Annotated in this window: 22 protein-coding genes; 13 read left to right on the forward strand and 9 right to left on the reverse strand. The window is 71.5% G+C overall.

Annotation, left to right across the window (positions count from 1 at the left end; translation table 11 throughout):
* A partial coding sequence (locus tag ACFVH5_RS35865) for a cold shock domain-containing protein (RefSeq protein ID WP_385837884.1) occupies positions 1 to 91 on the forward strand: 91 nt, incomplete at its 5' end.
* A 104-nt stretch (positions 92 to 195) separates the two neighbouring features.
* Here the strand turns inward: ACFVH5_RS35865 and ACFVH5_RS35870 are convergent.
* The gene (locus ACFVH5_RS35870; RefSeq protein ID WP_385837863.1) at positions 196 to 1,170 is read right to left on the reverse strand and encodes an aldo/keto reductase; all 975 of its coding nucleotides are present in this window, start codon (positions 1,168 to 1,170) and stop codon (positions 196 to 198) included.
* 392 nt (positions 1,171 to 1,562) lie between these two features.
* On the opposite strand from ACFVH5_RS35870, the gene ACFVH5_RS35875 reads away from it, so the two are divergent.
* Positions 1,563 to 1,733, forward strand: coding sequence for a hypothetical protein (locus ACFVH5_RS35875; RefSeq protein WP_385837864.1), 171 nt, complete (start codon positions 1,563 to 1,565; stop codon positions 1,731 to 1,733).
* Here the strand turns inward: ACFVH5_RS35875 and ACFVH5_RS35880 are convergent.
* On the reverse strand, positions 1,702 to 2,379 hold the full coding sequence (locus ACFVH5_RS35880; RefSeq protein WP_385837865.1) for a 2-phosphosulfolactate phosphatase: 678 nt from the start codon (positions 2,377 to 2,379) through the stop codon (positions 1,702 to 1,704). The two genes, ACFVH5_RS35875 and ACFVH5_RS35880, sit on opposite strands and share 32 nt — an antisense overlap.
* 124 nt (positions 2,380 to 2,503) lie before the next feature.
* Complete coding sequence (locus tag ACFVH5_RS35885) at positions 2,504 to 3,733, reverse strand: MFS transporter (RefSeq protein ID WP_384797429.1); 1,230 nt, start codon at positions 3,731 to 3,733, stop codon at positions 2,504 to 2,506.
* A gap of 643 nt (positions 3,734 to 4,376) precedes the next feature.
* Here ACFVH5_RS35885 and ACFVH5_RS35890 point away from each other — a divergent pair.
* Both ACFVH5_RS35890 and ACFVH5_RS35895 read left to right on the forward strand, forming a co-directional pair.
* Positions 4,377 to 6,389 carry a protein kinase gene (locus ACFVH5_RS35890; protein ID WP_385837866.1) on the forward strand — a complete coding sequence of 671 codons (2,013 nt, stop codon included), beginning with the start codon at positions 4,377 to 4,379 and terminating at the stop codon, positions 6,387 to 6,389.
* Between the two features lie 171 nt (positions 6,390 to 6,560).
* Positions 6,561 to 8,552, forward strand: coding sequence for an FHA domain-containing protein (locus ACFVH5_RS35895; RefSeq protein WP_385837867.1), 1,992 nt, complete (start codon positions 6,561 to 6,563; stop codon positions 8,550 to 8,552).
* Between the two features lie 88 nt (positions 8,553 to 8,640).
* Here the strand turns inward: ACFVH5_RS35895 and ACFVH5_RS35900 are convergent, their stop codons facing one another.
* Positions 8,641 to 9,765 carry a P1 family peptidase gene (locus tag ACFVH5_RS35900; RefSeq protein ID WP_385837868.1) on the reverse strand — a complete coding sequence of 375 codons (1,125 nt, stop codon included), beginning with the start codon at positions 9,763 to 9,765 and terminating at the stop codon, positions 8,641 to 8,643.
* A 306-nt stretch (positions 9,766 to 10,071) separates the two neighbouring features.
* On the opposite strand from ACFVH5_RS35900, the gene ACFVH5_RS35905 reads away from it, so the two are divergent.
* The gene (locus tag ACFVH5_RS35905; protein ID WP_385837869.1) at positions 10,072 to 10,980 is read left to right on the forward strand and encodes an oxygenase MpaB family protein; all 909 of its coding nucleotides are present in this window, start codon (positions 10,072 to 10,074) and stop codon (positions 10,978 to 10,980) included.
* 185 nt (positions 10,981 to 11,165) lie between these two features.
* Entirely contained in the window at positions 11,166 to 13,193 is a 2,028-nt protein-coding gene (locus ACFVH5_RS35910; protein ID WP_385837870.1) for an ATP-binding protein, read from the forward strand.
* A 112-nt stretch (positions 13,194 to 13,305) separates the two neighbouring features.
* Here ACFVH5_RS35910 and ACFVH5_RS35915 read toward each other — a convergent pair whose 3' ends face one another.
* The gene (locus tag ACFVH5_RS35915; protein WP_385837871.1) at positions 13,306 to 14,580 is read right to left on the reverse strand and encodes an NAD(P)/FAD-dependent oxidoreductase; all 1,275 of its coding nucleotides are present in this window, start codon (positions 14,578 to 14,580) and stop codon (positions 13,306 to 13,308) included.
* 331 nt (positions 14,581 to 14,911) lie between these two features.
* On the opposite strand from ACFVH5_RS35915, the gene ACFVH5_RS35920 reads away from it, so the two are divergent.
* The gene (locus ACFVH5_RS35920) at positions 14,912 to 15,382 is read left to right on the forward strand and encodes an MSMEG_6728 family protein (protein ID WP_385837872.1); all 471 of its coding nucleotides are present in this window, start codon (positions 14,912 to 14,914) and stop codon (positions 15,380 to 15,382) included.
* Between the two features lie 16 nt (positions 15,383 to 15,398).
* Here ACFVH5_RS35920 and ACFVH5_RS35925 read toward each other — a convergent pair whose 3' ends face one another.
* Positions 15,399 to 15,959 (reverse strand): TetR/AcrR family transcriptional regulator, encoded by a 561-nt coding sequence (locus ACFVH5_RS35925; protein WP_385837873.1) that lies wholly within the window; start codon positions 15,957 to 15,959, stop codon positions 15,399 to 15,401.
* Positions 15,960 to 16,068: 109 nt separating this feature from the next.
* Here ACFVH5_RS35925 and ACFVH5_RS35930 point away from each other — a divergent pair, with 109 nt between their 5' ends.
* Entirely contained in the window at positions 16,069 to 16,701 is a 633-nt protein-coding gene (locus tag ACFVH5_RS35930) for a TetR/AcrR family transcriptional regulator (RefSeq protein WP_385837874.1), read from the forward strand.
* 73 nt (positions 16,702 to 16,774) lie between these two features.
* On the opposite strand, the gene ACFVH5_RS35935 is transcribed toward ACFVH5_RS35930, so the two are convergent.
* The gene (locus ACFVH5_RS35935) at positions 16,775 to 17,521 is read right to left on the reverse strand and encodes a VOC family protein (protein ID WP_385837875.1); all 747 of its coding nucleotides are present in this window, start codon (positions 17,519 to 17,521) and stop codon (positions 16,775 to 16,777) included.
* Positions 17,522 to 17,628: 107 nt separating this feature from the next.
* Here ACFVH5_RS35935 and ACFVH5_RS35940 point away from each other — a divergent pair, with 107 nt between their 5' ends.
* Complete coding sequence (locus ACFVH5_RS35940) at positions 17,629 to 20,091, forward strand: NACHT domain-containing protein (RefSeq protein WP_385837876.1); 2,463 nt, start codon at positions 17,629 to 17,631, stop codon at positions 20,089 to 20,091.
* A 57-nt stretch (positions 20,092 to 20,148) separates the two neighbouring features.
* Here ACFVH5_RS35940 and ACFVH5_RS35945 read toward each other — a convergent pair whose 3' ends face one another.
* Positions 20,149 to 20,658 carry a beta-class carbonic anhydrase gene (locus ACFVH5_RS35945; RefSeq protein WP_385837877.1) on the reverse strand — a complete coding sequence of 170 codons (510 nt, stop codon included), beginning with the start codon at positions 20,656 to 20,658 and terminating at the stop codon, positions 20,149 to 20,151.
* 155 nt (positions 20,659 to 20,813) lie between these two features.
* Between ACFVH5_RS35945 and ACFVH5_RS35950 the strand changes: the two genes are divergently transcribed.
* Both ACFVH5_RS35950 and ACFVH5_RS35955 read left to right on the forward strand, forming a co-directional pair.
* On the forward strand, positions 20,814 to 21,179 hold the full coding sequence (locus ACFVH5_RS35950; protein ID WP_385837878.1) for a hypothetical protein: 366 nt from the start codon (positions 20,814 to 20,816) through the stop codon (positions 21,177 to 21,179).
* Between the two features lie 179 nt (positions 21,180 to 21,358).
* Complete coding sequence (locus ACFVH5_RS35955) at positions 21,359 to 21,760, forward strand: hypothetical protein (protein WP_385837879.1); 402 nt, start codon at positions 21,359 to 21,361, stop codon at positions 21,758 to 21,760.
* Between the two features lie 35 nt (positions 21,761 to 21,795).
* On the opposite strand, the gene ACFVH5_RS35960 is transcribed toward ACFVH5_RS35955, so the two are convergent.
* Positions 21,796 to 21,951 carry a hypothetical protein gene (locus ACFVH5_RS35960; protein ID WP_385837881.1) on the reverse strand — a complete coding sequence of 52 codons (156 nt, stop codon included), beginning with the start codon at positions 21,949 to 21,951 and terminating at the stop codon, positions 21,796 to 21,798.
* Between ACFVH5_RS35960 and ACFVH5_RS35965 the strand changes: the two genes are divergently transcribed.
* Positions 21,950 to 23,014: an aldo/keto reductase gene (locus tag ACFVH5_RS35965; protein WP_385837882.1), complete on the forward strand. Its 1,065-nt coding sequence runs from the start codon at positions 21,950 to 21,952 to the stop codon at positions 23,012 to 23,014. The genes ACFVH5_RS35960 and ACFVH5_RS35965 overlap by 2 nt on opposite strands.
* Positions 23,015 to 24,063: 1,049 nt before the next feature.
* The gene (locus ACFVH5_RS35970; RefSeq protein WP_385837883.1) at positions 24,064 to 25,188 is read left to right on the forward strand and encodes a cytochrome P450; all 1,125 of its coding nucleotides are present in this window, start codon (positions 24,064 to 24,066) and stop codon (positions 25,186 to 25,188) included.
* Positions 25,189 to 25,269 lie beyond the last annotated feature (81 nt).

Raw genomic sequence — 25,269 nt, forward strand, 5'->3', positions numbered from 1 at the left:
CTTCCGTGAGCTCCAGGAAGGCCAGGTCGTGAACTTCGACGTCACGCAGGGCCAGAAGGGCCCGCAGGCGGAGAACATCACCCCCGCCTGATCTCACAGCCAGACGTCGATGGCCCCCGGAACACATGTTCCGGGGGCCACCGTGTTTGCCTGACACCTCATGACGCTGCCTGACACCTCATGACACTGCGGGTGTCAGCGTTCCATGATGCGCATCTGGGCCTCGGTGTGGGTGTCACCGGCGGCCGGCGGAAGGCTGCTGAGCAGGGCCAGTTGCTCGTCCGTGAGGCTGACGGCGTCGGCGGCGGTGTTCTCCTCGACGCGGGCCACCCGCCGGGTGCCGGGGATGGGCGCGATGTCGTCGCCCCGCGCCAGCAGCCAGGCGAGGGCGACCTGGGCCGGGGTGACCCCGATCTGGACGGCGACGGCGGCGACCTGGTCGGCCAGTCGCAGGTTGTGCTGGAAGTTCTCTTCGGTGAACCGGGGGTTGTCCGCACGGAAGTCGGTGGAGTCGAACTGCTCGGTGGAGCGGATCGCACCGGTCAGGAATCCGCGTCCCAGCGGGGAGAAGGGGACGAACCCGATGTTCAGTTCGCGCAGTACGGGCAGCACGCGGGCCTCGGGGTCGCGGGTGAACAGTGAGTACTCGGACTGGACAGCGGTGACCGGGTGCACGGCGTGGGCGCGGCGGATGGTGTCGGGGCCGGCCTCGGAGAGACCGATGTGCCCGATCTTGCCCTCGGCGACGAGTTCGGCCAGGCACCCCACGGTGTCCTCGATCGGGGTGCCGGCGTCGACGCGGTGCTGGTAGTACAGGTCGATGTGATCGGTGCCCAGGCGCGTGAGCGAGCCCTCGACGGCGGCGCGGACGTTCTCCGGGCTGCTGTCAGTGGGGCCTGAGCGGCCGGTGTGGGAGATCAGGCCGAACTTGGTCGCCAGCACGACCTGGTCCCGGCGGCCCTTCAGAGCGCGGCCGACCAGTTCCTCGTTGATGTACGGCCCGTAGACCTCGGCGGTGTCGATGAAGGTGACGCCCAGTTCCACTGCGCGGTGGATGGTACGGACGGACTCCGCGTCGTCGGCTCCGGCGCCGGTGTAGCCGTGGGACATGCCCATCGCACCCAGACCGATACGGGCAACGTCCAGGTCCCGCAGTTTGATGTGCTTCATCACTGTTCCTCTTCTCGTGGTCCGCCGACGCGCCGACGTCCATTCTCCGGCAGGGCGCCGCGACGTGCTCCTTCACTTGCCGGCGCGGTGCGCCCTGCGGAGGTCGGCGCTAGCGGTCGGTGGTCGCCGGGCGCCGGGAGCTGAAGCCCGATGCCGACCGCGCCACCCGTGCTCGACCAGCTCGCGCTCGCCACCTTCATCGACCGCGGATGGTACGACGCCCATCTGCGCGCGGGGCGGCGGCGGTTCCGGACCCGACGCGATCTGCTGGTGCGGACGCTCGGTGAGCAGGTGCCGCAGGGTCGGGTCGCCGGCACCGCCGCCGGCTGCACGTCCTGCTGCACCTGCCGGACGACATCGACACGCGCGGGGCGGTCCGGGAGGCCGCCGCCGTGGGCCTGCGTCTCGCGGACCTCGACGACTACCGCACGAATCCGTCGGCGGAACGGGCGCTCGTCCTCGGGTACGGCAACATCGGCGACACGGAGATCCCGGCGGCCGTCACGCTCCTGCGCGAAGCGCTGCGTACGCCTACGGCATCGGGCGGGGGCGCAGGATCATGAGCGAGTCCTCCGAGCCGGCCACCATGGCGAAGGGGAACCGGTCGAGTTCGAGGCAGAGCGCGACATCATCGGGATGGGCTCCCTGACGTCTGCCCTCGGCCAGTTCTACGGCGGCGCGTGAGGCGGCGGCGCGGTGGAGGAATTCCGTGGCGTCCGTCCCGGCCCCGGTGGCCCGCCGGGCGATGTACTGCGCACACGCCAGGTCCTCCTCGGCCCGTCCGTCCTCACCGGTGACCACGAACGTGACACTGGCGGTGTCGTGCGTCCGCAGGAGCTGAGCGGTTGCCTCCGCCACCACGAAGCCGGCGCACAGCACCAGCTGGGCTCCCTTGACCGCCAGGGCGCCGACCGTCCCTGCCGTCGTCTTCTGCACGACCGTCCGGCCGGTGAGGTCGACGGACCGCAGCAGCCCCGGCGAGTTGACGGCGTCGAACCCGGGCGCGGGCGGGCCGTCCTTGAGCGTCACCCAGTCCGGGTGGCGGGCCTTGAGCGCCAGGGCATCGTCCAGAGACTCGGCGAGAACGATCTTTTCCGCCCCTTGGGCGAAGGCCCAGGCGGCCACGGTGTAGGCCCGCATGACGTCGATGACGACCGCGACGGACGGGGTCTCGACCAGGTCCGCGATGCCGGAGAAACGAGTGTCCATGCGGAGCATGATGGTGCACGCCCGACCCGGAGCCCCGGAGGTTTTGCGTAGGGGAGCCCCGGCGCGTGAGGGGCGTCACATCGGCAGTCCGGGGGTGGATGTGTTGCCGGGTACGCGGTTCGCGCTAGGTGCGCTGGTGCTCCGTACCCTCTCCCGCTGTCGAGGTCCCGGCTGCCGGTCCCGCGGACTTCGTGATCGTCTCGGAGCGGGGGCCGCCCCGGTCCATGCGACCTCCGGCGAAGGCGAGGCCCAGGCCCGCCACGGCGAGGGCCGCGCCGACCAGGTTGGGTGCGGCCCAGCCCCAGCCCGCCGAGATGACCAGGCCGCCGAGCCAGGCGCCGCCCGCGTTGGCCAGGTTGAACGCGGAGTGGTTGGAGGCCGCCGCCATGGTCGGAGCGTTCTTCGCCTTGGCCATGAGGAGCATCTGGACGGGTGTGGTGATGAGGGAGCCCATCGCACCGATGAAGGTGATCGTGATCAGGGCGGGCACGGTGCTGTGGACGGTGAAGTAGAAGGTCACCAGCCCCGCGGCGAGGAGAGCGAGTCCCCCGTACAGCGTCGGCCGTAGTGCGCGGTCCGTGAGCGGGCCCGCGAGCAGGGTGCCGCCGGTCATGCCGACGCCGTAGAGCGCGAGGACCAGCGTGGTCGACGTGTCCGAGATGCCCGTCAGGTGCGTGAGCATCGGCACCAGATAGCTGTAGACGGCGAAGAACCCGCCGAATCCGACCACCGCCGTGGCCAGGCCGATCACGACCTGCCGGTTGCCCATCGCCCGCAGCTCGTGCCGGATGCCGGACAGCTGCCCGCGTGGCTGGTGGGGGACGAAGAGGGCCAGCGCGACCAGGGCTATGAGGCCGATGACGGCGACCGTCCAGTAGGCGGAGCGCCAGCCCAGCTGCTGCCCGAGCGCCGTACTGGCGGGTACGCCGACGATGTTCGCGACGGTCAGTCCGAGGAACATCTTCGAGACGGCGCGGGCCGCCCGGTCGGGAGCGACGAGGCGTGAGGCGACGACCGCTCCCACGCCGAACAGCGCTCCGTGCGGCAGCCCCGACAGGAACCGCGCGGCGAAGAGCAGGCCGAAGTTGGGGGCGAGCGCGGACGCGGCGTTGCCGATCACGAACAGCCCGGTCAGGAGCAGCAGCAGTCGTTTGTGGGGGACGCGCGCACCGATGCCCGTGAGGACGGGGGCGCCCACGACGACTCCGAGCGCGTAGGCGGAGACGAGATTGCCCGCCTGCGGCACGGACACGCCGACCCCGTCGGCGATCTGGGGCAGCAACCCCATGGTGGCGAACTCGGTGGTGCCGATGCCGAACGCGACGACGGCAAGGGCCAGCAGGGCCAGGGGCATGGTGCGGGAGACCTTTCACAGACAGGGTCCGGTGATGGGAGGCGAGGTAGGGCCCGGAAACGTTCCCGGTTCCCGTGGCCCGTCGCGCTGAGCACCATTGCCCGGCAGCCCCAGAACGGGGCAAGCCTATAAGAAGGTAATAGGGCACCCGATCTAGGCGTTCGGTGCACTGCGACGCGCCCGCGACCCCGCCGTGACGCGCTGTCGCCCGCCGTCACGTGTTGTGTCCCTCCGTGACTGTTCGCGTCGGGACGTCACGGTCTGTGATCTGCGAGCGGCTGTCAACGCACCTGTCGCATCATGCGGCGAACCGCACCGAGAACCCGCTCGCCGGTACTGGGCGCGGCCCGAAAGCGGGCCAGGAGGGCGTGGGCCTGCGGTGTGTCCGGGTCGAAGAACTGCGTGCGCAGCGCGGGCGGTACGGCCGGCCCGTGCGTCAACTGGTGCGCACAGAACAGATACGGACAAGATACGACTGGCGTTGTCCGAACGCGACCGGCGTCAGGGCTAGACTGCAGCAACCGAACGGCCCCTGTCCTGCGTGTAGTTGATAGCTGAGAGCACCTGGGCTGTGCGAGGTGCCGATCGGACAGAACATGTCCGGGCGCTCATTCATGCCTAAAGACAAGGGAGATTGGCCCCGATGCACCACGAGGACGCAGTGTCTCCGGACGCGAGTCCGGAGCGGCTGATCGCTGACCGCTACCGCCTGTTGTCCACCCTCGGCGAGGGCGGCATGGGAACCGTGTGGCGCGCTCGCGACGAGGTGCTGCGCCGCGAGGTCGCCATCAAGGAGGTGCGCGCCCCCTCCGGGCAGTCCGCCGAGAAGATCCAGCGCATGTACACCCGGCTGGAACGGGAGGCGTGGGCCGCGGCGCGTATCACCGCCCCCAATGTGATCACCGTGCATGACGTGGTCACCGACGGTGACCGCCCGTGGATCGTGATGGAGCTGGTCCGTGGCCGCTCGCTCGCGGAACTGATCGGAACGCAGGGCGCGTTGACCCCGCAGGAGACCGCGCGGATCGGCGTCCAGGTACTGAGCGCGCTGCGTGCCGCACACGCCGCCGACGTGCTGCACCGCGACGTGAAACCGGCCAATGTCCTGCTGGCCGAGGACGACCGGGTGGTCCTCACCGACTTCGGTATCGCCATGGTGGTCGGCGACACCGCGCTCACCATGACCGGCGAGGTCGTCGGTTCACCCGAGTACCTCGCACCGGAACAGGCCCTGGGCCGCGCCCTCGGCCCCGCCACGGACCTGTGGTCCCTCGGCGTCCTGCTCCACACCGCCGTGCAGGGCCGTTCGCCCTTCCGGCAGGACAGCGCCCTGGGCACCCTGCGCGCCGTTGTCGACGACGAGCCGCCGTCCCCGCACCGGGCCGGCCCCCTGGCCCCGGTCATCGAGGGTCTTCTGCGCAAGGACCCCGCCGAGCGGGCCTCCGCCGAACAGACGGCGCGGGACCTGCGGCTCATAGCGGCCGGCGGTACGCCCGGGGCCGACGTCACGTCGACGGAATCCACGCCCACGGTGACCGTCGCCGCCGCACAGTCCTCCTCGTCGGACATGACCTCGGACGTGACCCTCGACGCGCCCACCGAGGATCCGCGCATCGCGACGCGGGTGACGTCCTCGGACGTCACGGCGACGCAGACCGCCGCCACGGAAGCCGCAGCGACGCAAACCCCTGCCAAGGAGGCCGCCGCCACGGCAGCACAGACCGCAGCCACGGAAGCCGCGGCGGCACAGACCGCCGTGACGCACGCGGCGGCGGCGCGGACCGCGGTGACCGAAGCGACGTCGGCGGCGACCGTCGGCGCGCAGACCGGGGGCGTACGCCCCGAGGCGCAGCCCGCCTCCGCGGGCAACACGTCGGAGACCGTCGTCGACGCGCCCGCCGGGCAGGCGCACAACGCGCCGCAGGTCTCACCTTTCGGTGCGACGGCGACGAGCACCACCAGCAACAGCACCGGCCCCACCAGCCCCACCGGCACCTTCGGACCCGCTCAGCCTGCGGCGTCGCTCACCCCGCCGCAGACCCAGCCGGTGTACTCGCTGCCGACGGCGAGCAGCCCGGTCACCGCGGAGACGCCCGCCCCGGCCCCGCCGCGGAGCAGGCGCAAGGGCTACCTGGTGGTGGCGCTGGCGACCGTGTCCGCCCTGCTCCTGGGCGGGCTGGGCTACGCCCTGACGCGTGACGACGATGACCGGGCGGACGGCAAGAGCCCCGGCGCGGAGACGAGTTCCTCGGCGCAGCAGGCACAGAACGGTTCCCCCTCCGAGGGCGCCGACGGCAACGGCTCGGGCGCCGCGGGGCAGCCGCCGGTGACGGTGGCGGTCACGGGGACGAACACCACGTACAAGGGAGCCTGCCCGCCGCCGCAGGGGGAGGCTCCCGCGTTCACGGCGACCTTCGAAGTGACGGAACTGCCCGTGCGGTTCACCTACCGATGGGTCTCGGCGGAAGGGTCGGTGGTCGACAAGACGTGGCGGGCGCTGACCTTCTCGGAAGGCGGGCCCCGCACCCACCAGGAGACGATACGTGTGACGACGTACGCGCAGGAGGGGACGTTGGCGAGTGCGATGGGCGTGGAGATCAAGTCGTCGCAGCAGAACATCTCCGACACGGTGCCGTTCACGCTGACATGCGAGTGACGGTCCGTGCGGCGGCCGTGCACCCCCTGCGTACCGCCGCCCGCTGACCGGCCCGGTGCGGCCCGACCGCACCCGGGTTCCCTGCTTGTGATGGTCCAGTTGGCCCTCGTGCCGGATCGGCCGCCCGGTGCGGTCCCGCCCGGCACCGGGGCATGTCTGCAAGGAGTTTGAGTGTCGTCGGTCATCGTGGGACGCACGGGTCCCTTCAGCGGTCAGAGCGTGGTGCTGGGCACCGCTGCCCTGCGGTTCGGTCGCAAGAGCGACAACGATGTGATCATTGTCAGCACCAGCGCTTCCCGGCTGCACGCCGAGATCGTCGTGGAGGACGACGCGTTCGTCCTCCACGACCGCAACAGCAGGAACGGCACCTACGTCAACGAACGGCGTATCACCCGGCACCCGCTGGCCCCGGGTGACGTCATCAGGATCGGCGACGAGACCTTCCTGTTCGAGACGCAGGAGGCGCTGGAGACGGTCATGGACCTCTCCCAGCTCGACGTGCCGCGTCCCACGGCCCTGGCGAACCCCAGCGCGCTCCGCGTCACGATCGCAGGCGGGGGCCCGGTCGGCCTCGCGTTCGCCCTCATGCTCGAGAACGCCCTGCAGGGACGGGTGTTCATCACCGTCTACGAGGGACGGTGGGTCAAGAACGGCACGACGGTGACCTGGAAGGACGAGACGCTGGGCAACGTCCGCCGCCAGCAGGTCGTCACCATCCAGAGCCGCCAGTACCTCGCGCTGACCGAGGAGATGCAGTCCGCGCTGTTCGACGAGGGGCGGCACTTCTCCGAGATGTGGCCCGTGGGGCCCGACTCCATCGAGGGCCGGCCGCCCCGCAACATCCGGATCGCCTACGTCGAGGACCAGCTGCTGGCGCTGGCCAACACCAAGTCGGCGATCCGTCTCGTGCCCAAGCGCTTCGATCCCTCGGAGCACGAGCACCGCGTCGCCAACGACCATGTCCTGGCGATCTGCGACGGCGGACGGTCCCGCACCCGCGAGCACTACGCCGACCGCTTCGGCGCGGCCGACGCGTCCATCTACTCCCTCGACGGCGAACACCTCCAGGACGTGGTGCTGGGGCTGCGCGTCAAGTCGCCGCTCACGGACCAGATGAGCGTCCTGCTGACCGTGTCGCAGAACCGGTTCCTGCTCAACTCGCTGCGCGGCGAGGGCTTCTTGAACATGAGGCTCACCCGCGAGGAGACCAAGGCCGTGATCGGCATCGATCCCGTCCGGCAGGTCTTCGAGGAGTGCATCGCCGCCCGCCCCTGCGTCATGAGCCGCCACGAGGACAACGAGTTCGTCTGTCCCACCCACGGCACCCTCTTCCTGCCCGCCCTGCTGCGCGGCTCGCACCTGTGGAAGCGGATCCGGGAGGGCCTCAAGCTGTTCGGTGTGGCCGAGGACGACCTCAGCGCCATCACCTCGTTCCGACTGGACATGGTGCAGCGCCCCAGGTTCACCGCGCAGCTGACCCGCTCCACCGCGACGACCCCGGGGACGTACGGATTCCTGCTGGGCGACGCCGCCAACGCCATCCACTTCTGGCCGGGGCGCGGTCTCAACAGCGGTCTCGCCTCCGCCGTTTCGCTGGCCCGCTCGCTCAGCCGCACCTGGCAGGGCAGGCCGCTGCGCGACGCCGACTTCATCCGGCACGAGGCCGCGATGTCCATGCTGCAGTACCGGCACAAGAGCCGCGCGTGGAACGCCATGGTCACCACGGACGAGCAGGGCGCCACCCGCGCGATCAAGGACATCATCGCCCGCAGCATGGAGCAGGCCGAGTCCCCGGTCGCCGCCATGGCGCAGGCCGGTGGGCCCGCGGCCGCCGGGTCCGAGGCCGAGGCCAAGGTGGAACAGCCCGACCTGGACGCGCTGCTTGAGCGCATGCGTGCGATACGCGACCGGCTGGAGACCCGCCTTCCCGGCATGCCCTCCGACGAGGAACTGCGCGAACACCTCGCCTCGCTCGCGCCGTCGACCCTGCGGACGCTCCAGGAGAGCGGTGCGTGGGACACCCTGATCGTCGGCGGCGAGGAGGCCGACATCGACCTCTTCTACCAGGCCGACGCTCCCATCTACGCCCCCCGCCCCGCGGACCCACGCGTGACGGGACCCGACGCGGGACCTCCGGGGCCCGTAGCCCTCGACCGAGCCTGAAAGGGTTGAAGGGGCACAAGGGGTAGAAGGGGTGGAAGGGGACTGGCAGGGCTGCCCGGACGGCCGGCCCGAAGGCCCGCACCCGAGTTCAGCGAGAACGCGTACCGCTGCGACCTCCCGCGGCGCCCGGGTCCTCTCGGCCCAGCAGGGCGAGGAGCGGTGCCGCGGGCAGCGGGTGGCGGGTGTGGCCGCACGGCCCCGTGGTCGTCGTGGCGGTGAGCAGGGAGTTGAGGACGGCCTCCTCGACGGCGTCGAGAACGGCGACGAAGAGGGGGTCCAGCCGGTCGTCGGGCACCACGGCGGGCCCGGCGGGCGTGCCCAGGGGACGCGTGCCGAAGGCGAGGCCGTAGTCACCGCTGCCGTGTCCGTACGCGGCGCCGACCCTGGCGAGGCCGTAGACGGCGCGCCGGGCGAGTCGGGTCAACTGCCGGGCGTCCAGCGGCGCGTCGGTGGCGACCACGACCATGCAGGAACCGGCCTCGGGCGCGGCGCTCGTGGGGGAGCCCGGGTCCGTGGTCGCTACGCCGACGTCGGCGGGTGTGACCGCACGGCCCGACACCCGTAGCGTGCCGCCGAAGTTGGCCTGGACGAGCACGCCGAGTGTGACGTCCCGGCCGGCCAGCGGTACGCGTCGCGACGAGCTGCCGATGCCGGCCTTGAACCCCAGCGCGGTCATCCCGGTGCCCGCGCCGACGCTGCCCTCGGCCACCGGCCCGCCGCACGCGGTGTCGAGCGCGGCCCGGACGTGTTCCTCACGGACCGGACGCGAGCGGATGTCCGACAGCAGCCCGTCGTTGCATTCGCCCACGACCGGGTTCAGGCTCCGCGCGGTGGCCCCCTCGGGCCGCTCCAGGACCCAGCCGACCAGGGCGTCCGCGACCCTGAACGCGGACAGGGTCGAGGTGAGCAGGACCGGTGTCTCCAGCGCACCGAGTTCGGCGAGCTGCGTGGTCCCGAGGAGCTTGCCGTAGCCGTTGCCCGCGAACACCCCGGCGGGCAGCGGGCTGCCGGGGCCCACCCCGTCCGGCACGATCGCGGTGACACCGCTGTGCACCCGCGGCGGCCGGACGAGCGTGGTGTGTCCGACGCGGACCCCGGGCACATCGGTCAGGGCGTTGTGCGGTCCCGTGGACAGGTCACCGACGGAGATCCCCAGCTCACGGGCTCGACGGGCGGTGACGGACGGGGACGGATCGGGCAGTGACTCGCGCATGTCGGCACGCTACCGGGACGGCGTGTGCCCCGGATCACCAGGCGTCCCGGACCACTCGGCCCTGCCGGGCGCCGCGTCTCCCCGGGCGGGCCGGCGCCTGGTCCACGCCCCGGCGCGCCGCCCGCGCGGATTTCGCGGACCGGTGGTGCGTCCGAACGCCTCCGTGGTCCGGAATCAAGGGTGGGGAGTGCGCCCGACAGCCGCCGGACGGGACCGGCGGGGGGCGGGTGCCGACCCGCACCGGGCGCGGGTGGCGCGTGCGACGCGCGCCCGTGAGCAACCGCCCGACAGGAGAGCACGGCACCGATGAAACCGAACAGAGCCTCCCGCGTCGACGGACTGCGCCAACGCCTGGGCAGCGGGCTCTTCGCCCGGGTGGCAGGACCCGAAGGCCCCCGCAACCGCGCCCGCATCCACGACACGCCGGGCCCGCGCTGGTTCGGCCCGGAGCGCCCCGTCCGCCGGGTGCACGGGGACGCGTCGATGTTCATCGGTGGTCTCTCGGCCCTGCTCCTGGAGTCGCTCCACCCGCTCGCCATGGCCGCGGTGGCCGCCCACTCCGGCTTCCGCGGCGACCCGTGGGGCAGGCTCCAGCGCACCAGTACGTTCCTGGCGACGACGACGTACGGCACTGCCGAGAGCGCCGAGCAGGCCTGTGCGCAGGTGCGCTCGGTCCACGAACGGGTGACCGGGACGACCCCCGAGGGCATGCCCTACCGCGCGAGCGACCCGCATCTGCTGGGCTGGGTCCACGTCGCCGAGGCCGACAGCTTTCTGCGCGCCCACCAGCGCTACAGCCGCCGCCCGCTGACGGCCGCGGAGTGCGACGGGTACGTCGCGGACATGGCGCGCGTCGCCGCCGCGCTGGGCGTCGTCGATCCGCCGCGCGACCGGGCGGAACTGGCCGAACGGCTCGACGCGTACCGCCCGGAACTACGGGCGACCCCACAGACGCGCGACGCCGCGCGCTTCCTGCTGCTGAATCCGCCGCTGCCGCTGCTCGCCCGGCTCCCCTACGGGGTGCTGGCCGCGAACGCGGTGTCCCTGCTGCCCGCCTGGGCCACCACGGAACTCGGGCTGCCGCGGCTGGCGGTGGCCGAGAACCTGTGCGTACGGCCGCTCGGCTCGGCCATGACGTCGGCCGTGCGGTGGGCCATGACACCGCCCCCGGCCGCCGCCAGGGCTCCGGCCGTGACCGTGACCGCGACGGACTGAGGGGACCGATCCGAGATGCCGTGCCGACACCGGCCCAGACGCATCCCACGAACCAGGCGCGTGAGACGCATCGCCGACACCACGTGCACCACGCACCCCACGCGCACCGCGCACCCCACGTGCATCACCTACGACGACCACCGCTTCGGACACTGTCCGAGCGACGCACACGAAAGACGGTCACCGTGCTGAGGAACCTGCCTGAGCCCCCTGACGAACTCGTCGGACGACGCCAGGAACTGGCGCGCGTCGCCGACGCACTGGACCGGCACCGTCTGGTCGTCCTCACCGGCGTGGGCGGCGTGGGCAAGAGCCGGCTCGCGCTGCACGCGGCCGAACAGGTGATGCGTACCGGTACCAGAGGCGTCGCCTGGGCCGACCTGTGGCCGCTGACGAACCCCCGACTCCTGCTCGCCACGGTCGCCGACGCCCTCGACTTCGCCGACCACGCGACGGCCGAACCGCTGGACGCGCTGTGCGCCTGGCTGGCGGGCAAGGACGTCCTGCTGGTGCTGGACTCGTGCGAGCACCTCTCGGCGGCCTGCCGCGACCTGCTCACCCGTCTCCTCGACGACTGCCCGGGAGTCACCGTGCTGGTGACCAGCCGGGAGCCGCTGGGGATGGACGGCGAGCACCGCGTCGTCGTGGAGCCGCTGCCACCGGGCTCCGACGCCGTGGAACTCTTCTGCCGGCGTGCGGCCGCGACGGGAACCGGCCCGATGGGCCCCGAGGACGTCCTGGTCGCCGCCCGTCTGTGCCGGCGCCTGGAAGGGATCCCGCTCGCCCTGGAGCTGGCGGCGGGCCAGCTGGCCCATCACACGCTCGACGAGGTCGAAGAACTCCTGCGGGCACGCCTGGACCTCTCCGCGCAGAACTCCGTCCGCGCGGGTCGCGTCCACTTCCGGCAGCGCACGCTGCGCACCGCGATCGGCTGGAGCCACGAGCTGTGCGAGCCCGCGGAGCGTCTGCTGTGGGCCCGGTTCTCGGTGTTCCGGGACGCCGTGGACGCCGACGCGGTGCGGGCGGTGTGCGCCGACGAGACCCTGCGCGCCCCGGACGTCGAACGGGCGCTCGCCGGCCTGGAGCGCAAGTCCGTCGTGGCCCGCGTGGACGGCCGCTTCCGGATGCTCGACACGTTGCGCGAGTACGGCCGTATGTGGCTCGGGGAACTCGACGAGACCGAGGTGCTGTCCCGGCGCCACGCCGCGTACTTCCTGCGCCGTGCCCGGCGGGCGCACGCCGACTGGCTGGGCCCGACGCAGATCGACGCGTACCGCTGGATCTCCGCGGCCCACGCCGACCTGTGCGCCGCGCTGGACCACTTCCTCACCGGCCGGCCGCAGCACGCGCTGGAACTGGCCGGTCTGCTGGGCTTCTTCTGGAGCTGCTGCGGTCACCTGCGGGAGGCCACGGGCTATCTGGAGGAGGCCCTGGCACTGACGGAGCAACCGGGAGCGGTACGGACCCGGGCCCTGTGGTCCCTCGGCGTCGCCCGTGTGCTGTGCGGCGAGCACGACGCGGCGCAGCGGCTCGCCCTGGCGTGCCAGCGCCAGGCCGCGGCCCAGGAGGAGTCCGAGGGCGCGCTGCACGCCGCCTATCTGCAGGGGCTGGTCCATCTGCTGCGGGGCCGGCCGATGGCCGCGCGGTTCGTCGTCGACACGGCCCTGAGCAGCGTGGAAGGCGGGCCCTTCGCCTCCGTGGGCATCGTGCTGTGCCGTCTGGTCCGCGTCTTCGCCATGACGGGAGAAGGACTGCACGAGGAGGCCCGCCGCGAGGCAGGTGACCTGCGTCGGGACTGTCTCGTACGCGGCGAGTGGTGGACCCGGTCGTACGCCGAGTACCAGTTGGCGCTGCTGGCGCTGTTCGAGGACCGCGCGGAGGAAGCCGCGGAACACGCGGCCGCCATGCTCGACGGCAAACGCCGCATCGGGGACAGCTTCGGCATCGCGCTGGGCCTGGACCTGCTCGCCTCGGCGCTCGCCGCGCAGGGCGCCGGCGGGCCCGCGGTCGCCGCGTACGGAGCCGGCGAGAACTACTGGGCCGCCGTCGGCCATCCGCAGCGGGGCACTCCGGAACTCGGACCGGTACGGGACCAGTACGAGTCGACGGCCCGCTCCCTGCTGGGCGACTCCGGGTACGACAAGGCCCTGCTCGTTTCGGTCCTCCGCGACCCGGAGTCGGTGCTCCAGGAACTCCTGGACAGAACCGGCTGAAGCCGGCTGAACGACGACAGGGGCGGGGAGGGCGACGGCGGCGGGGGCGGGGACAGCGGCGGGACGGGGACGGCTGGGCGAGGGGCGCCCGCGACGCGGCTTCCGGCCGCGGCTACCGGCCGAGGTCCCGGGCCACCTCACGGGCCGCCCGGGCGCCCGACGCCAGCGCGCCCTGTACCGATCCGGTGGCCCGGTGGTCGCCGCACACGTACCGGCCGGGTGCGATGCGGGCGGTCCGGCTGAGGGGCTGCGGGGGAGCCATGACCGGCAGCGCGTCGGGGACGGTACGTACGGTCAGCAGGTCCCAGTCACCGGTGTCGGCGCCGTACGCGTCGGCCAGTGCCGTCCGGACCTCCCGCTCACGGCCCTCCGTGTCCTCGCCGAGCACCGAGGTCGCGATCAGGGACATGCCCGCGGGCGCGTAGGAGGGGACGACCTCGCTGAGGACGCAGGAGTTCAGGAAGCGTCTGCGGGTGTCGGTGACAAGGGTGGGCTCGGGGAGCGGGGTACGGGTCGCGGCGTGGTAGTACGTCGTCACCACACGGTACGCGGGCACGTCGAGGTCCGGCAGCAGAGCGGCGGCCGGGCCGGGGCCGGTGGCCACCACCACGGCGCGGGCCGGGAGTTCGGTGCCCGTGGCCAGTTCGACCCCGTCGTCCGTGAGCCGGGCGACCGGGGTGCCGAGCCGTACGGTCGCCCGGGGGAGCGCGGCGGCGAGCGCGCGCGGCACCGCTCCGATGCCCTCGCCCGGCAGACACAGCGTGCCGCGCAGCATGGTGCGCCAGACGAGGTGGAAGACGCGTTCCGAGGTCTCCAGCTCGTCCTCCAGGAAGACGCCGGAGAGGAAGGGCCGGAAGAAGCGCTCGACGAACTCCTCGGAGAACCCCGCCGCCGCGAGCGCGGTACGGGTGGTGCGGTCGTCGCCGCGTTCACGTTTCAGGAGCCGTACGGGCGCGAGCATGTCCCGGGCCGACAGGGTGCCCAGCGCGATGAGATCGCGGGTGCCCGCCAGATGCCCGGGACGCAGGTCGCGCAGAGCGCGTGTCACGGAGGGCATCCGGGGCGTGCGCGGCCTGCGCGTCGGATCGCTGAAGCGCAGCGGTCCGTCCTCGGTGTGGACGAGGACGCCGGGGGTGAAGGGCCTCAGCCGCAGTTCGCGCAGCGGCAGCCGGCGGCGGACCTGCGGGTAGGCGGTGTTGAAGACCTGGAAGCCGCGATCGACGACGAAGCCCTCGTGGCGGTCCGAGCGCATGCGCCCGCCGACCTCGTCGGACGCCTCCAGGACCTTGACGTCGAGACCGACATCCACCAGGTCACGGGCGCAGGCCAGCCCGGCGAGCCCTCCGCCGACCACCAGGACATCCGGTTCTCCGCGAGTAGCGGCCATGGGCACTCTCCTTGCTCGACTTGCGACGTGGACCCGGCGGCGTGCGACGACCGGTGTACGGCTGACGACGTCCGGCTGACGACGTCCGGCGTGTCGCGTGGAATCCGCCGACGTGGCCGTCGTCGGCGCCCCGACTCCGCGTACTCGCGTACCCGCGTACCCGCGTACGCACGTTCCACAACCGATCTTCCAGCCGCACCACGCGGACGGATGCGGGACGCGCTGACATGTATGTCCACCCAGGTGAGCGGCTGCGCCTGAATCGTCCGTACCGGGCAGGATGCGTGCGGGCCCGGTATTGGGAAAGGGCCCGCCGCGGTAGGCATGGTGCGTGCAGACCTTTCTCCCGTACTCCGGCTTCGCGCGGTCCGCCGCCGTCCTGGACCAGGCGCGGCTGGGCAAGCAGCGGGTCGAGGCCGTTCAGGTGCTGCGCGGTCTGACCGTGCCCGGCTACGGATGGCGGCACCATCCCGCGGTACGTATGTGGATCGGCTACGAGGAGGCCCTGGTCCGGTACGGCCTGGACGTGTGTGCCCGGTGGGTGGCGGAAGGGCGTGCCGACACCTGTGCCACCACGCTCGTCACCGACTTCGGCCTGGCCCGCCCGGGGGCCGCCGTCCGTGTCCAGGAGGACCTCGCCGACGAGGGGGAGCTGCCGCCCTGGCTGGGAGACCCCGACCTCCACCGCAGCCACCGGTCGGCGCTGGTGCGCAAGGCGCCCGAGTTCTACACCCCGCTGTTCCCGGACGTTCCCGACGACCTGCCCTACGTCTGGCCCGCCTCCGACCGCGCCACACCGTAGAGCGAGCCGCGCACGTTCATCGGCGTGCGCCGGTGCGCAGGCCGTCGATGATGACGGTGAGCATCCTCGTACTGCGTTCCGGACACGGGGTCCCGCCGTCCGTCCTCCAGAGGCAGAACCCCAGCGAGAGGACCTCCTCCGCCTCGGCGTCCGGTCGTACCTGCCCCGCCTCCTTGCCCGCGCGGAGCAGCAGGTCCAGGGCGGCGACGACCGGAGGGTGATGCCGGCCGGCACGCGTGGCGGCCTCCACGGCCAGCGACGCCCCGCCGGTGGCGCGACCGTCGGCGGCGAGGCGTTCGAACCAGCGGCGCAGGGCCTCCAGCGGCCCGTACTCGTGCAGCAGGAGCGGAGCGGCGGCGATCAGCACGTCGAGCTCGTCGCGGTAGACGGCCAGCAGCAGGGCCTCGCGGTCGGGGAAGTGTCGGTACATCGTTCCCTGGCCGACGCAGGCCGCCCTCGCGATCGCCTGGAGGCTCGCCGAGGGATCCCCGGCGAAGGCGGACTGCGCGGCCTCGATGATGCGGGCGCGATTCTCCAGGGCGTCCGATCGCGGCGCACGACGAGGGGTTCGCATCATCCGACGCCTCCCGTTCCGGTCCTCGGCATGCCTTCGCGGCAAGCGCCGCCGACAGCGCATTCTTATGCACTTGTTGGTCGTCTGACAAGTTTCTTGTAGGGTCCGTCTCATGACCACCGCCCGCCGCACGCAGAAGCAGCGCCGTGAAGAAGCCGAAACCGCTCTGCTCACGGCCGCCGCCGAACTGGTCGACGAACAGGGCGTACGCGCGCTGACACTGGCGGCCGTGGGGGAGCGTGCCGGGTACAGCCGCGGCCTCGTGACCCATTACTTCGGGTCGAAGCAGGCACTCGTCGAACGCCTGGCACGCTCGGCCCAGGCCGGATTCGTACCAGGACTGGACGGCCTGCCACCCGGCCTGGACCGGCTCCTGCGACTCATCGACGGATACATCGGCGGACTCGGCCGCATGGGTGTGCTGAACAGGGTCTTCCTCAAACTCTGGACCGAGGCCGCGACGGCGACGGAACTGACTCTGCTCTTCCGTGAGCGGAACAAGGCGTTCCATGCGGACCTGTACGAGGACCTCGCCGCCGGGATCGCCGACGGCGCGATCCGCCCCGACGTGGCACCGGACGAGACCGCCACCGCGATCGTCGCGCAGCTCCGGGGGATCGGCATGCAACGGCTGGTCGACCCCGAACGCGTCGACACGGAACGGCTGCGGATTCAGGTCACGGGGCTCTGGCGCCGGGGGCTGGAAGAGGCCCGCCCCTCATCGGCATCAGTCAGGAACAGCTGAGGACTTGTCGCTTCACACGCGCGCAAGGACCGTCAGCGCGCGAAAGGGCGGTCAGGGCGCCCAAGGACGGTCTCTACGCGCGTGAGAGGACGCAGAATTCATGGCCCTCCGGGTCGGTCAGGCACGTCCACGGGACGTCCCCCTGGCCGACGTCGAGGTCGGTGGCGCCGAGGGCGCGCAGCCGGGCCACCTCCGCCGCCTTGTCGTCGCCGGGACCCGGCACCAGGTCGAGATGGACGCGGTCCGGCACCGTCTTCACGTCGGGCGAGCGCAGGAACTCAAGATACGGACCGACACCTGCGGGGGAACGCCACACCGCCTGGTCGTCGGACACCGTGTGCAGGGTCCAGTCCATCGCCTCGCCCCAGAACCGCGCCATGGCCCGCGGATCCGCGCAGTCGACGACCACCGCGGCGATCGGCCCGGTGTCCCGGTAGATCTCCCGAGGCTCCAGCACACAGAACTCGTTGCCCTCCGGGTCGGCGAGGACCGTCCACGGCACGTCGTCGCCCTGACCCACGTCGGCGGGCGTCGCGCCGAGAGCCCTGAGGCGCGCGACCAGCTCCGCCCGATGGGCCTCGGAGGTGGTGGCGAGATCGAGGTGCACACGGTTCTTCGTCGTCGACTTGGGTTCCGGGACGGCGATGACGTCGATGCAGACGCCGCTGCCCGGGTCCAGCCAGTCGAAGCCGACGGGTTGAGCGGCGGTCGCACCGGATCCCGCGCTCTTGACGCGCCAGCCGAGCGCCTCCGCCCAGAACCGGCCGACCGCCGAGTCGTCAACGGCCTTGATGTTCACCAGAACAGGTCGCAGAGTCATGGTGCCGATCCTATGCACCCGCCCTGCGACGACCCGGTTCACCCGCTCGGATGGAAGAAGTACGGAACCGCACCTGTACGGGGTCGTGCTGCGCAAGTCTTCGTCGGGTGAGCGGAGTTGTCCCCAGGTCGCGCGTACGGCGGGCCGGGATCGTGTACCTGGCCCTGTTCGTGGGCGGCGTCCTCGGGGCGCTCGTCATCGCCCCGCGCCTCGACGACCCCGCCACCGTGGTCGCGGCCCTGCTGCCGACCGGCGCCGGTGCCTACCTCGCCTGGTGCGCCTACCGGGCGGACCGCGCCGAAGCCGTGGTGGACGACCCCGGCGCCGTCGCCGACCGGCTAGCCGTCGCCGTGACCCGGCAGTGGGAGAACGAGGCACGGATGCGGCGGCTGTCGGAGCCGTATCCACTGCCTGTTTCCTGGCGCGGCGCGGACCCGGAGTTCGCGACCACCGAGGAGTCCGGACGGCTGGCCGGACGCGACGGGGAACTCGGCGCCCTCTTCGCCGAACACCTTCCCCACCGGCGGCTGCTCGTGCTCGGTGGCCCCGGGTCGGGCAAGACGATCCTGCTCGTCCGGCTCCTCCTCGCCCTGACCGGGCGTCGCGCCCCGGGCGAGCCGGTTCCCGTGCTCTTTCCGCTCGCCTCCTGGGACCCGGCCGCCGAGGAACTGCGCGCGTGGATGGAGCGCAGACTCGTCCAGGACCACGCGGACCTGGCCGAGGCGGCGCCCGGCGCGTACGGGGACAGCACCCTGGCCGGGATGCTCCTGGAGCGGCGGCTCGTCCTGCCCGTGCTGGACGGCTTCGACGAACTCCCCTCCACGGCGGGCGCGTTGGCGTTGCACCGCATCGCCGCGGCACTGCCGTACGGCTGCGGTCTGGTGTTGTCCAGCCGTCCGCGGGAATACCTGGCCGCGCTACGGCCGCGCACCGGCGTCCCGGCACGGCCGGCCGGGATGGCCGGCGTCAGGCTCGACCCGCTCGACGGACGGAGCGTCGCGGCCTACCTCCTGTACGACGCGGGCGGAGCCGGCACTCTCGCGGCGGAGCGCTGGGCACCGGTGGTGGACGCGCTCGGCACCGACGCGCCGGTGGCCCAGGCACTCACCAGCCCGCTGATGGTGTCCCTGGCCCGGTCCGTGTACAACCCGCGCCCCGACGAGGAGGACGGACAACTGCCGGACCCTGCGGAGCTGTTGCGGCACCCGACGCGGACCGCCGTCGAGCATCACCTCCTCGACGCGTTCGTCCCCGCCGCCTACCGGCCGCATCCGCGCCGCCCGTGCCGATGGACCGCGGACCAGGCACGCGACACGCTCGGCTTCCTGGCCCGGCGTATGGAACAGGGGCGCGACGGCGCGGCCGAACTGGCCTGGTGGCGCCTGCGCCACGCGATCCCGACCGTACTGCCGCGGGTACTGGCCGGCGTTCTGCTGGGCACGCTCGGCTGGCTGGTCGAGGGCTCGATGATGGAACTGATCCACCACTTCGCCCCGCAACTGCCCGCCACGCCGCACTGGGAGGAACGGGGCGGGCTCGGCGTCGTGGCGGCGGGAATGTGCGGCGGACTGGCGGGCGGCCTCGTCGCGGGCGCCACGGTGACCCTGCTGTGCGCGGCGGCAGCCGCTCCGGACCTGACCGCCGAACTCGTGCTGCGCCGGCTGGCCGACGGCGGCGCACTGGCGCTCGTCGGCGTGATCATCTCCGGGTTCGCCTTCGGCCAGCGGCTCGCGGTCCGCCGCCCTTCCTCGTGGAACCGGCGCGCCCTGGCGACCGGGCTAGGGGCCGCGATCTGTTACGGGTTGGCGTTCGGCAACGGCTGCGGCACCGTCAGCGCCCTCCTGTACGGGCTCCTCGCGGCAGCCGTGGTCGGGGACGCACCGCGTACGGAGGCCGCTCGTCCGGCGGCCCGGGTGCGCTGGCACTGGAGTGCCGGGGGTGTGTGCCGGGGACTGCTCGGCGGACTGCTGCTGGGCGGCGGAGTCCTGCTGGAGGGCCTGTTCGCGGACGTGCTGTCGGGCGGGGCGGACCGGGTGTACATCGCACCCGCCGATCCGGTCGCGGCGGCCTGGGGCGCCGGACAGGTGAGCGCGGTCTTCGCGGTGGCCTGTCTGCTCATGCACGCGTTGCGTACCGTGCCAGTCGAACTCGGTGCCGCGGTCGACGGACGGACCCTGCTGGCCAACGACCGCCGCATGCTGAGCACCTGCGTGGCGACGGCGGTGGTCGTCGGCGTCGCGGTGATCGGCACCCAGGGCTGGTGCGCCGCGCTGTGGGGTTCGACGGGCGTATGGGGCGCGAACCCCAGCGACGGGCGACTGTGGGTGTACGCGGTCGGGCTGGTCCCGGCCCTGCTGGCGGGACTGGCGATCGGGATGCGGCAGGCGGCCTGGAGCCGGTACGCGGTCGCCCGCCTGTATCTGGCGGTCCAGGTCCGCCTGCCCCTGGATCTGCTGGCGTTCCTCGCCGACGCGCACGAGCAGCGCGGTGTGCTGCGCCGGGTCGGAGCGGTCTACCAGTTCCGGCACATCGAGCTGCAGCACCGGCTGGCCGAGGCGGACACCCCATAGCTCGTACAGGGGTGTGGTGGCCTCGGCCCGCAGGCCGCAGCCCGTGCAGAGGACTCCTCAGGCGGCTTCGCCCGGGTGGGCGGGGACTTCGTGGAGCCGGCCGGTGGCGACGTCGAAGACGAATCCCCGTACGGCGTCGGTGTAGGGCACGAAGGGGTTCACCGTGATGCGGCGGATGGACTGCCGTACGTCGTCCTCCAGATCGGAGAAGGCTTCCGCCGCCCAGGCCGGTCGAATTTCTGTTTCCTTTTCGATCTGCTGTTTGAATTCGTCGTCGGTGAACGTCAGCATGCCGCAGTCGGTGTGGTGGATGAGGACGATTTCGCGCGTCCCCAGAAGGCGCTGGCTGATCGTCAGGGACCGGATGGCGTCATCGGTCACGGCGCCTCCGGCGTTACGGATCACATGGGCCTCGCCATTGGCGAGGCCGAGAATCTCGTAGATGTTCAGGCGCGCGTCCATGCAGGCCACCACCGCCAGGTGACGGGACGGCGGCAGGGGAAGCGCTCCTCCGAAAGAAACCGCCTGGGCGGCGTTGTTGCTCAGGTACTCATCCGTCACGGACATGATGTTGCTCGCTTTCGATGGGGACCGACGTCGGAAAGATAACGGCAGCAAATTCGAACATTGAAGGCCGACGGGCCACATGCCATACGACTGCAACAGACGGGTGATTGGCCGGGTGATTGACGCGGGAACGGCTATTCGGTGGCGCGGCACCGATGGCGCCGAATGCGAGGTCCCGATCCGAGCCTCGGCTGTCGGCTGTCCCGGTCGGCCGTCGTAGGACAGGTAAGGGCGAGCCGGTCGGTACGCTGATCGCCGACCCGCCGCCCGGCGCGTCCGTCCCGCCGATCCTTCCGCCCCAGGACGGCTTCCTCCTCCTGGACCGTGAGAGGTTTCCCGAAGCGTTCGCGGGAGACCTGCCGCGGGTCGCGCCGGTTCGCTCGGGCATGGCCCGCTGGGCAGGCGCGTGGATCGTCCGGTCCTCGCCGGCGACCACCACCGTGGAAATAGCGGCAAGCCACTCCATCTACCCCTCCCAGCCGGACGCGGTGGCCGACTTCATCAAACGGGCGGCCGTCTGAACGGGCGGCGGTCCTGACTGCTCGCACACGAGCCCTCCTGATCACGCGGGCCCGCCGACAGGCCCGGGTGACGACGGTCGGCACATGCGGGGCCACCTACAGGCCAGGCCAACCGGCTATCCTGCTGCGGAAGTTGCAGGTGACAGGGGCGAGCGGACGCAGGTTCAGCCGGAGGCATCGTGGTTCGGGCGCACAGGGCAGCGGTCACGGTCCCTGTCCTGGCGGCGCTGATGGCGCTCATGGCGCTCATGGCGGGATGTTCCTCGTCCGACGGCGAGGACGAGAAGCGGCTGACCGCGCAGCGGGAGAACTACTGCACGCAGTTGGGCGCGTGGCAGTCGGCACGGAACGCGGCGCGCACGGACGCCTCGGACTCGGCGGACCCGTCGGGAGACGACGAGGTCGGGACCGTCGCCCGGGACGCCTTTCTCGCGATGGGACCGCTCAAGGAGGAGAGCCTCGGGCAGGGCCGCACCCTGGCGGAGGCGACGGTGGCAGCGATGAGCGACAGTGACTCCGAGGCGGAGCAGCGCCTCGTCGAGTACTGCGGAGACGCCGGCTTCGAGACGCTGACCCGGTAGCGATCTGAAGCCGGGTACCGGCGGACGGGTGGGTTTCAGGTGCATCTGAAGGTGTCCACGGGTGGGTGGCGCGCACCCAGGATGAGCGCGGCCTGGTTGGCGTGGGCGGGGTGCAGGACCTTGGTGGTGCGGGGCGGCCGGGCCGTTCCGCAGTGATGGACATGCGTCTTGTCGAACCGAGGAAATTTCATGCGCTACACACTTCTGGGCCGTTCCGGCATTCGCGTCTCCGAGTTCGCGCTCGGCACCATGACCTTCGGCGAGGACTGGGGCTGGGGCGCCGCGCCGGAGACCAGCGCGAGGCTGCTGGACCTCTACGCCGACGCGGGCGGCAACTTCATCGACACCGCGAACGTGTATACGGGCGGCTCCTCCGAGACGATCGTCGGCCGTGCGCTCAAGGGGCGGCGCGACCGGTTCGTGCTGAGCACCAAGTACACGGCCCAGACCGTCCCCGGCGATCTGAACACGGCAGGCAACCACCGCAAGAACCTGGTCACCTCCCTGGAAGCGAGCCTGCGGCGTCTGGACACCGACCACGTCGACGTGCTCTGGGTGCACGCCCGCGACACCCTCACCCCGCTGCCCGAGCTGATGCGCGCGCTGGACGACCAGGTCCGCGCCGGCAAGGTCCTGCACGTCGGTGTCTCGGACTGGTCCGCGTGGGAGATCGCCCAGGCGAACACCCTCGCCGAGCTGCGCGGCTGGTCGCCCTTCGTCGGCGTGCAGTTGCGCTACAACCTGCTGGCCCGTTCGGTCGAGTCCGAGCTGACGCCGATGGCCCAGGCGCACGACCTGGCCGTCGTGGCGTGGGGCCCGCTGGCCGAGGGACGCCTCACCGGCAAGTACCTGGGCGGCTCCGAAGGTCGACTCACCCGCGGGGGATGGGACTTCAGCGGCGAGCGGGGCGACCACATCGTCCGCGAGGTCGTCGCCGTCGCCGACGCCGGCGGCTGGACCCCCGCGCAGGTCGCGTTCGCCTGGCTCCGCTCGCGACCGGGCACCGTCGTCCCGCTGCTCGGGGCGACCGGCGAGGAACAGCTGACGGCCAATCTCGCCGCCGCCGACGTCGTCCTCGACGACGACGCGCTGAGCCGGCTCGACGAGATCAGTGCTCCGGAACTGGGCTTCCCCCACGACGTGATGGCGGGCGAGGACATGATCGGCCTGGTCTACGGAGACACGTGGCGGCAGGTCGTCGACCGCCGACGCGCCTCGCGCCGCCCGGTCAACGACAACGAACAGCTCGCCTGAGCGAGTGACCCGCGTACGCGCCAGCACAGTGCGCCCCCGCGTGCTCCGGGCGGGATTCGGCCGAAGTTGGCGCCGGACCGGCGGGGTGACCGACGGCACGGGGAGTTCGGTCACCCGGCCCGGCGCCGAACGAATCAAGCGTTCGGGCCGTCTTCGAATGAAATGTTCCGCTTTTTTATTGCTGTGCTCGTGAAGCGCCCGTGGGCAATCTCTGTGCAGGTGAGGGGAGTTGCGGCCGGTGAGTGCTCAAGGGGAGTTCCAGGTTCTACACAATCGGCTGTTTAGCCCTCCGTCTCCGGGGCACGCGTGGGGGCGGCGAAGCAGGGCGGACCATCACCGATGCGTTTGGTCCGGGCTGCTCGCAGACAATGCGCAATGGCTTGCCGATATGCCCTCCACCCGAGTTCGGGGGGTTGCTCTCGGTTGACCCACCATGAAGACTGTCGCCGGGTTCGACGGGGTCGATGATATTCGCCCCGGTTATGTCCGCTCCGCCCGGAGGCTATGCACGGTCTCGCATGTGTCGACAGAACGTCCGGCCCCACCCAAAGGCCCGGCATACGTGAGGTAAAGGCAAGGGGAAGGCGCCGCGCGGCCGCTGCGCGGTACGTTCACTCACTGGAGATGTGTCATGTCAGCGATTCGCGCACGACGAGTGCCACCGATTTCTCAGCGGTGGGCGTGGAGCCGATACGGTCCGCGCCGCATATGTTGACGCGTATTGACGCGTACTGCTGAAGTCGATGCTGCGAGGCACACGGCTGTACGGGCCGGCATGAGCGACGCCGGTGTCCGAGTCCGGTGGTCGGAGGCATGTGCCCGGCTGCCCGGCCGCCTCTCCCCAGGGCTGCCGTCGGTCGGGATCACACCAGGTCGCGACCAGGATCCGCTGCCGATCCCGGGCTCGAAGCCAACCATCCCGCTTGTGGTTTCGCTGTCCCCGCGTACCGCACGAAGGAGAACAGGTGACCGGCAACACTTCGCAACAGGAGCACTTACCCTTCGACGCGCTGAGTGATCGATGGAAGTCCTTACGCGCACTGAGACCGGTGCATTACGACGAACAGCAGAGTGCCTGGCAGGTGGTGGACCACGAGTCGGTGGCCGCGGTTCTGGCGGACCCGGCGACGTTTTCCTCCGACTTCTCGTCCATCGCGCCCACGCAGGAGGACTTCGAGGTCTTCCGGCAGGGCAATTTCGTCGGTATGGATCCGCCGGAGCACCGAAAACTACGAACTCTCGTGAGTCAGGCATTCACACCGCGCGTGGTGAGCGGATTGCAGCCACGCATCGAGGATGTGTGCGGCCGGTTGCTGGACGACGTCGTCGACCGCGACCGGTTCGATCTGGTCGACACGCTCGCCTACCCGCTGCCCATCATCGTCATCGCCGAACTGCTCGGCATACCGGCGGCCGACCACAGGCTATTCCAGGAATGGGCGGCCACCCTCTTCGGCGGCGACGAACTCGGCGAAGCGCCCACCATGGACGACCTGGCCCGTGCTCTCAAAGCCATCGCCCCGACCGTGCGGGAGATGAACGGTTACGTCCTGGACCATATCCGGCGCCGCCGAGCGAATCCGGGAAACGATCTCACCAGCAAACTGGTGGCCGCCGAGGTGGACGGGGTCGGGCTGGAGGACCAGGAGATCGTCGGATTCGTCGCCTTGCTGCTCGTCGCCGGGCACGTCACCACCACGGCGCTGCTGGGCAACGCGGTCGTCACGTTCGACCGGCACCCCGGCACGCTCCCGGCGCTGCGGGCCGACCCCGGCCGGCTGCCGGACGCCATCGAGGAGGTACTGCGCTGGCTGCCTCCCTTCGCCGAACTGGGCCGACTCGTCACCCGCCCCGTGCGGATCGGCGAGCACGACCTTCCCGCGGGCGCGATGGTGGTGGCCCATCTGGGCGCCGCCAACCGCGATCCCTCCCGCTTCGAGTCGCCTGACGTCTTCGAGCCGACCCGCAGTCCGAATCCCCATCTGACCTTCGGCCACGGCATCCACTTCTGTTTCGGCGCACCGCTGGCCCGCCTGGAGGCGCGTATCGCGCTCCGGATGCTGCTTGAACGTTTCTCCGATCTGCGTGTCCCCACCTACGGAGAAGTCACCTTCCAGAACCCGGGCGTCATCGTCGGCGTACGTCATCTGCCGGTCGAAGTCGCCAGGAGCTAGGCCCTGTCGTCAAATTCCCGCCTGCCGGCCGACGCAGCCCGGGCCAAGAAACGCGGCCCGCGGCACGTATCTACTACGCAC

Origin of the sequence: Streptomyces sp. NPDC127119, assembly GCF_042677425.1 — a bacterium.
Taxonomy (GTDB): domain Bacteria; phylum Actinomycetota; class Actinomycetes; order Streptomycetales; family Streptomycetaceae; genus Streptomyces.

Bases quoted from the DNA above. Each gene is read 5' to 3' on its own strand.
- ACFVH5_RS35880 (WP_385837865.1), bottom strand. From the start codon at position 2,379: ATGGACACTCGTTTCTCCGGCATCGCGGACCTGGTCGAGACCCCGTCC.
- ACFVH5_RS35905 (WP_385837869.1), top strand. From the start codon at position 10,072: ATGAAACCGAACAGAGCCTCCCGCGTCGACGGACTGCGCCAACGCCTG.
- ACFVH5_RS35950 (WP_385837878.1), top strand. From the start codon at position 20,814: ATGGCGCCGAATGCGAGGTCCCGATCCGAGCCTCGGCTGTCGGCTGTC.
- ACFVH5_RS35945 (WP_385837877.1), bottom strand. From the start codon at position 20,658: ATGTCCGTGACGGATGAGTACCTGAGCAACAACGCCGCCCAGGCGGTT.
- ACFVH5_RS35925 (WP_385837873.1), bottom strand. From the start codon at position 15,959: ATGATGCGAACCCCTCGTCGTGCGCCGCGATCGGACGCCCTGGAGAAT.
- ACFVH5_RS35900 (WP_385837868.1), bottom strand. From the start codon at position 9,765: ATGCGCGAGTCACTGCCCGATCCGTCCCCGTCCGTCACCGCCCGTCGA.
- ACFVH5_RS35930 (WP_385837874.1), top strand. From the start codon at position 16,069: ATGACCACCGCCCGCCGCACGCAGAAGCAGCGCCGTGAAGAAGCCGAA.
- ACFVH5_RS35915 (WP_385837871.1), bottom strand. From the start codon at position 14,580: ATGGCCGCTACTCGCGGAGAACCGGATGTCCTGGTGGTCGGCGGAGGG.
- ACFVH5_RS35870 (WP_385837863.1), bottom strand. From the start codon at position 1,170: ATGAAGCACATCAAACTGCGGGACCTGGACGTTGCCCGTATCGGTCTG.
- ACFVH5_RS35890 (WP_385837866.1), top strand. From the start codon at position 4,377: ATGCACCACGAGGACGCAGTGTCTCCGGACGCGAGTCCGGAGCGGCTG.
- ACFVH5_RS35885 (WP_384797429.1), bottom strand. From the start codon at position 3,733: ATGCCCCTGGCCCTGCTGGCCCTTGCCGTCGTCGCGTTCGGCATCGGC.
- ACFVH5_RS35965 (WP_385837882.1), top strand. From the start codon at position 21,950: ATGCGCTACACACTTCTGGGCCGTTCCGGCATTCGCGTCTCCGAGTTC.
- ACFVH5_RS35935 (WP_385837875.1), bottom strand. From the start codon at position 17,521: ATGACTCTGCGACCTGTTCTGGTGAACATCAAGGCCGTTGACGACTCG.
- ACFVH5_RS35960 (WP_385837881.1), bottom strand. From the start codon at position 21,951: ATGAAATTTCCTCGGTTCGACAAGACGCATGTCCATCACTGCGGAACG.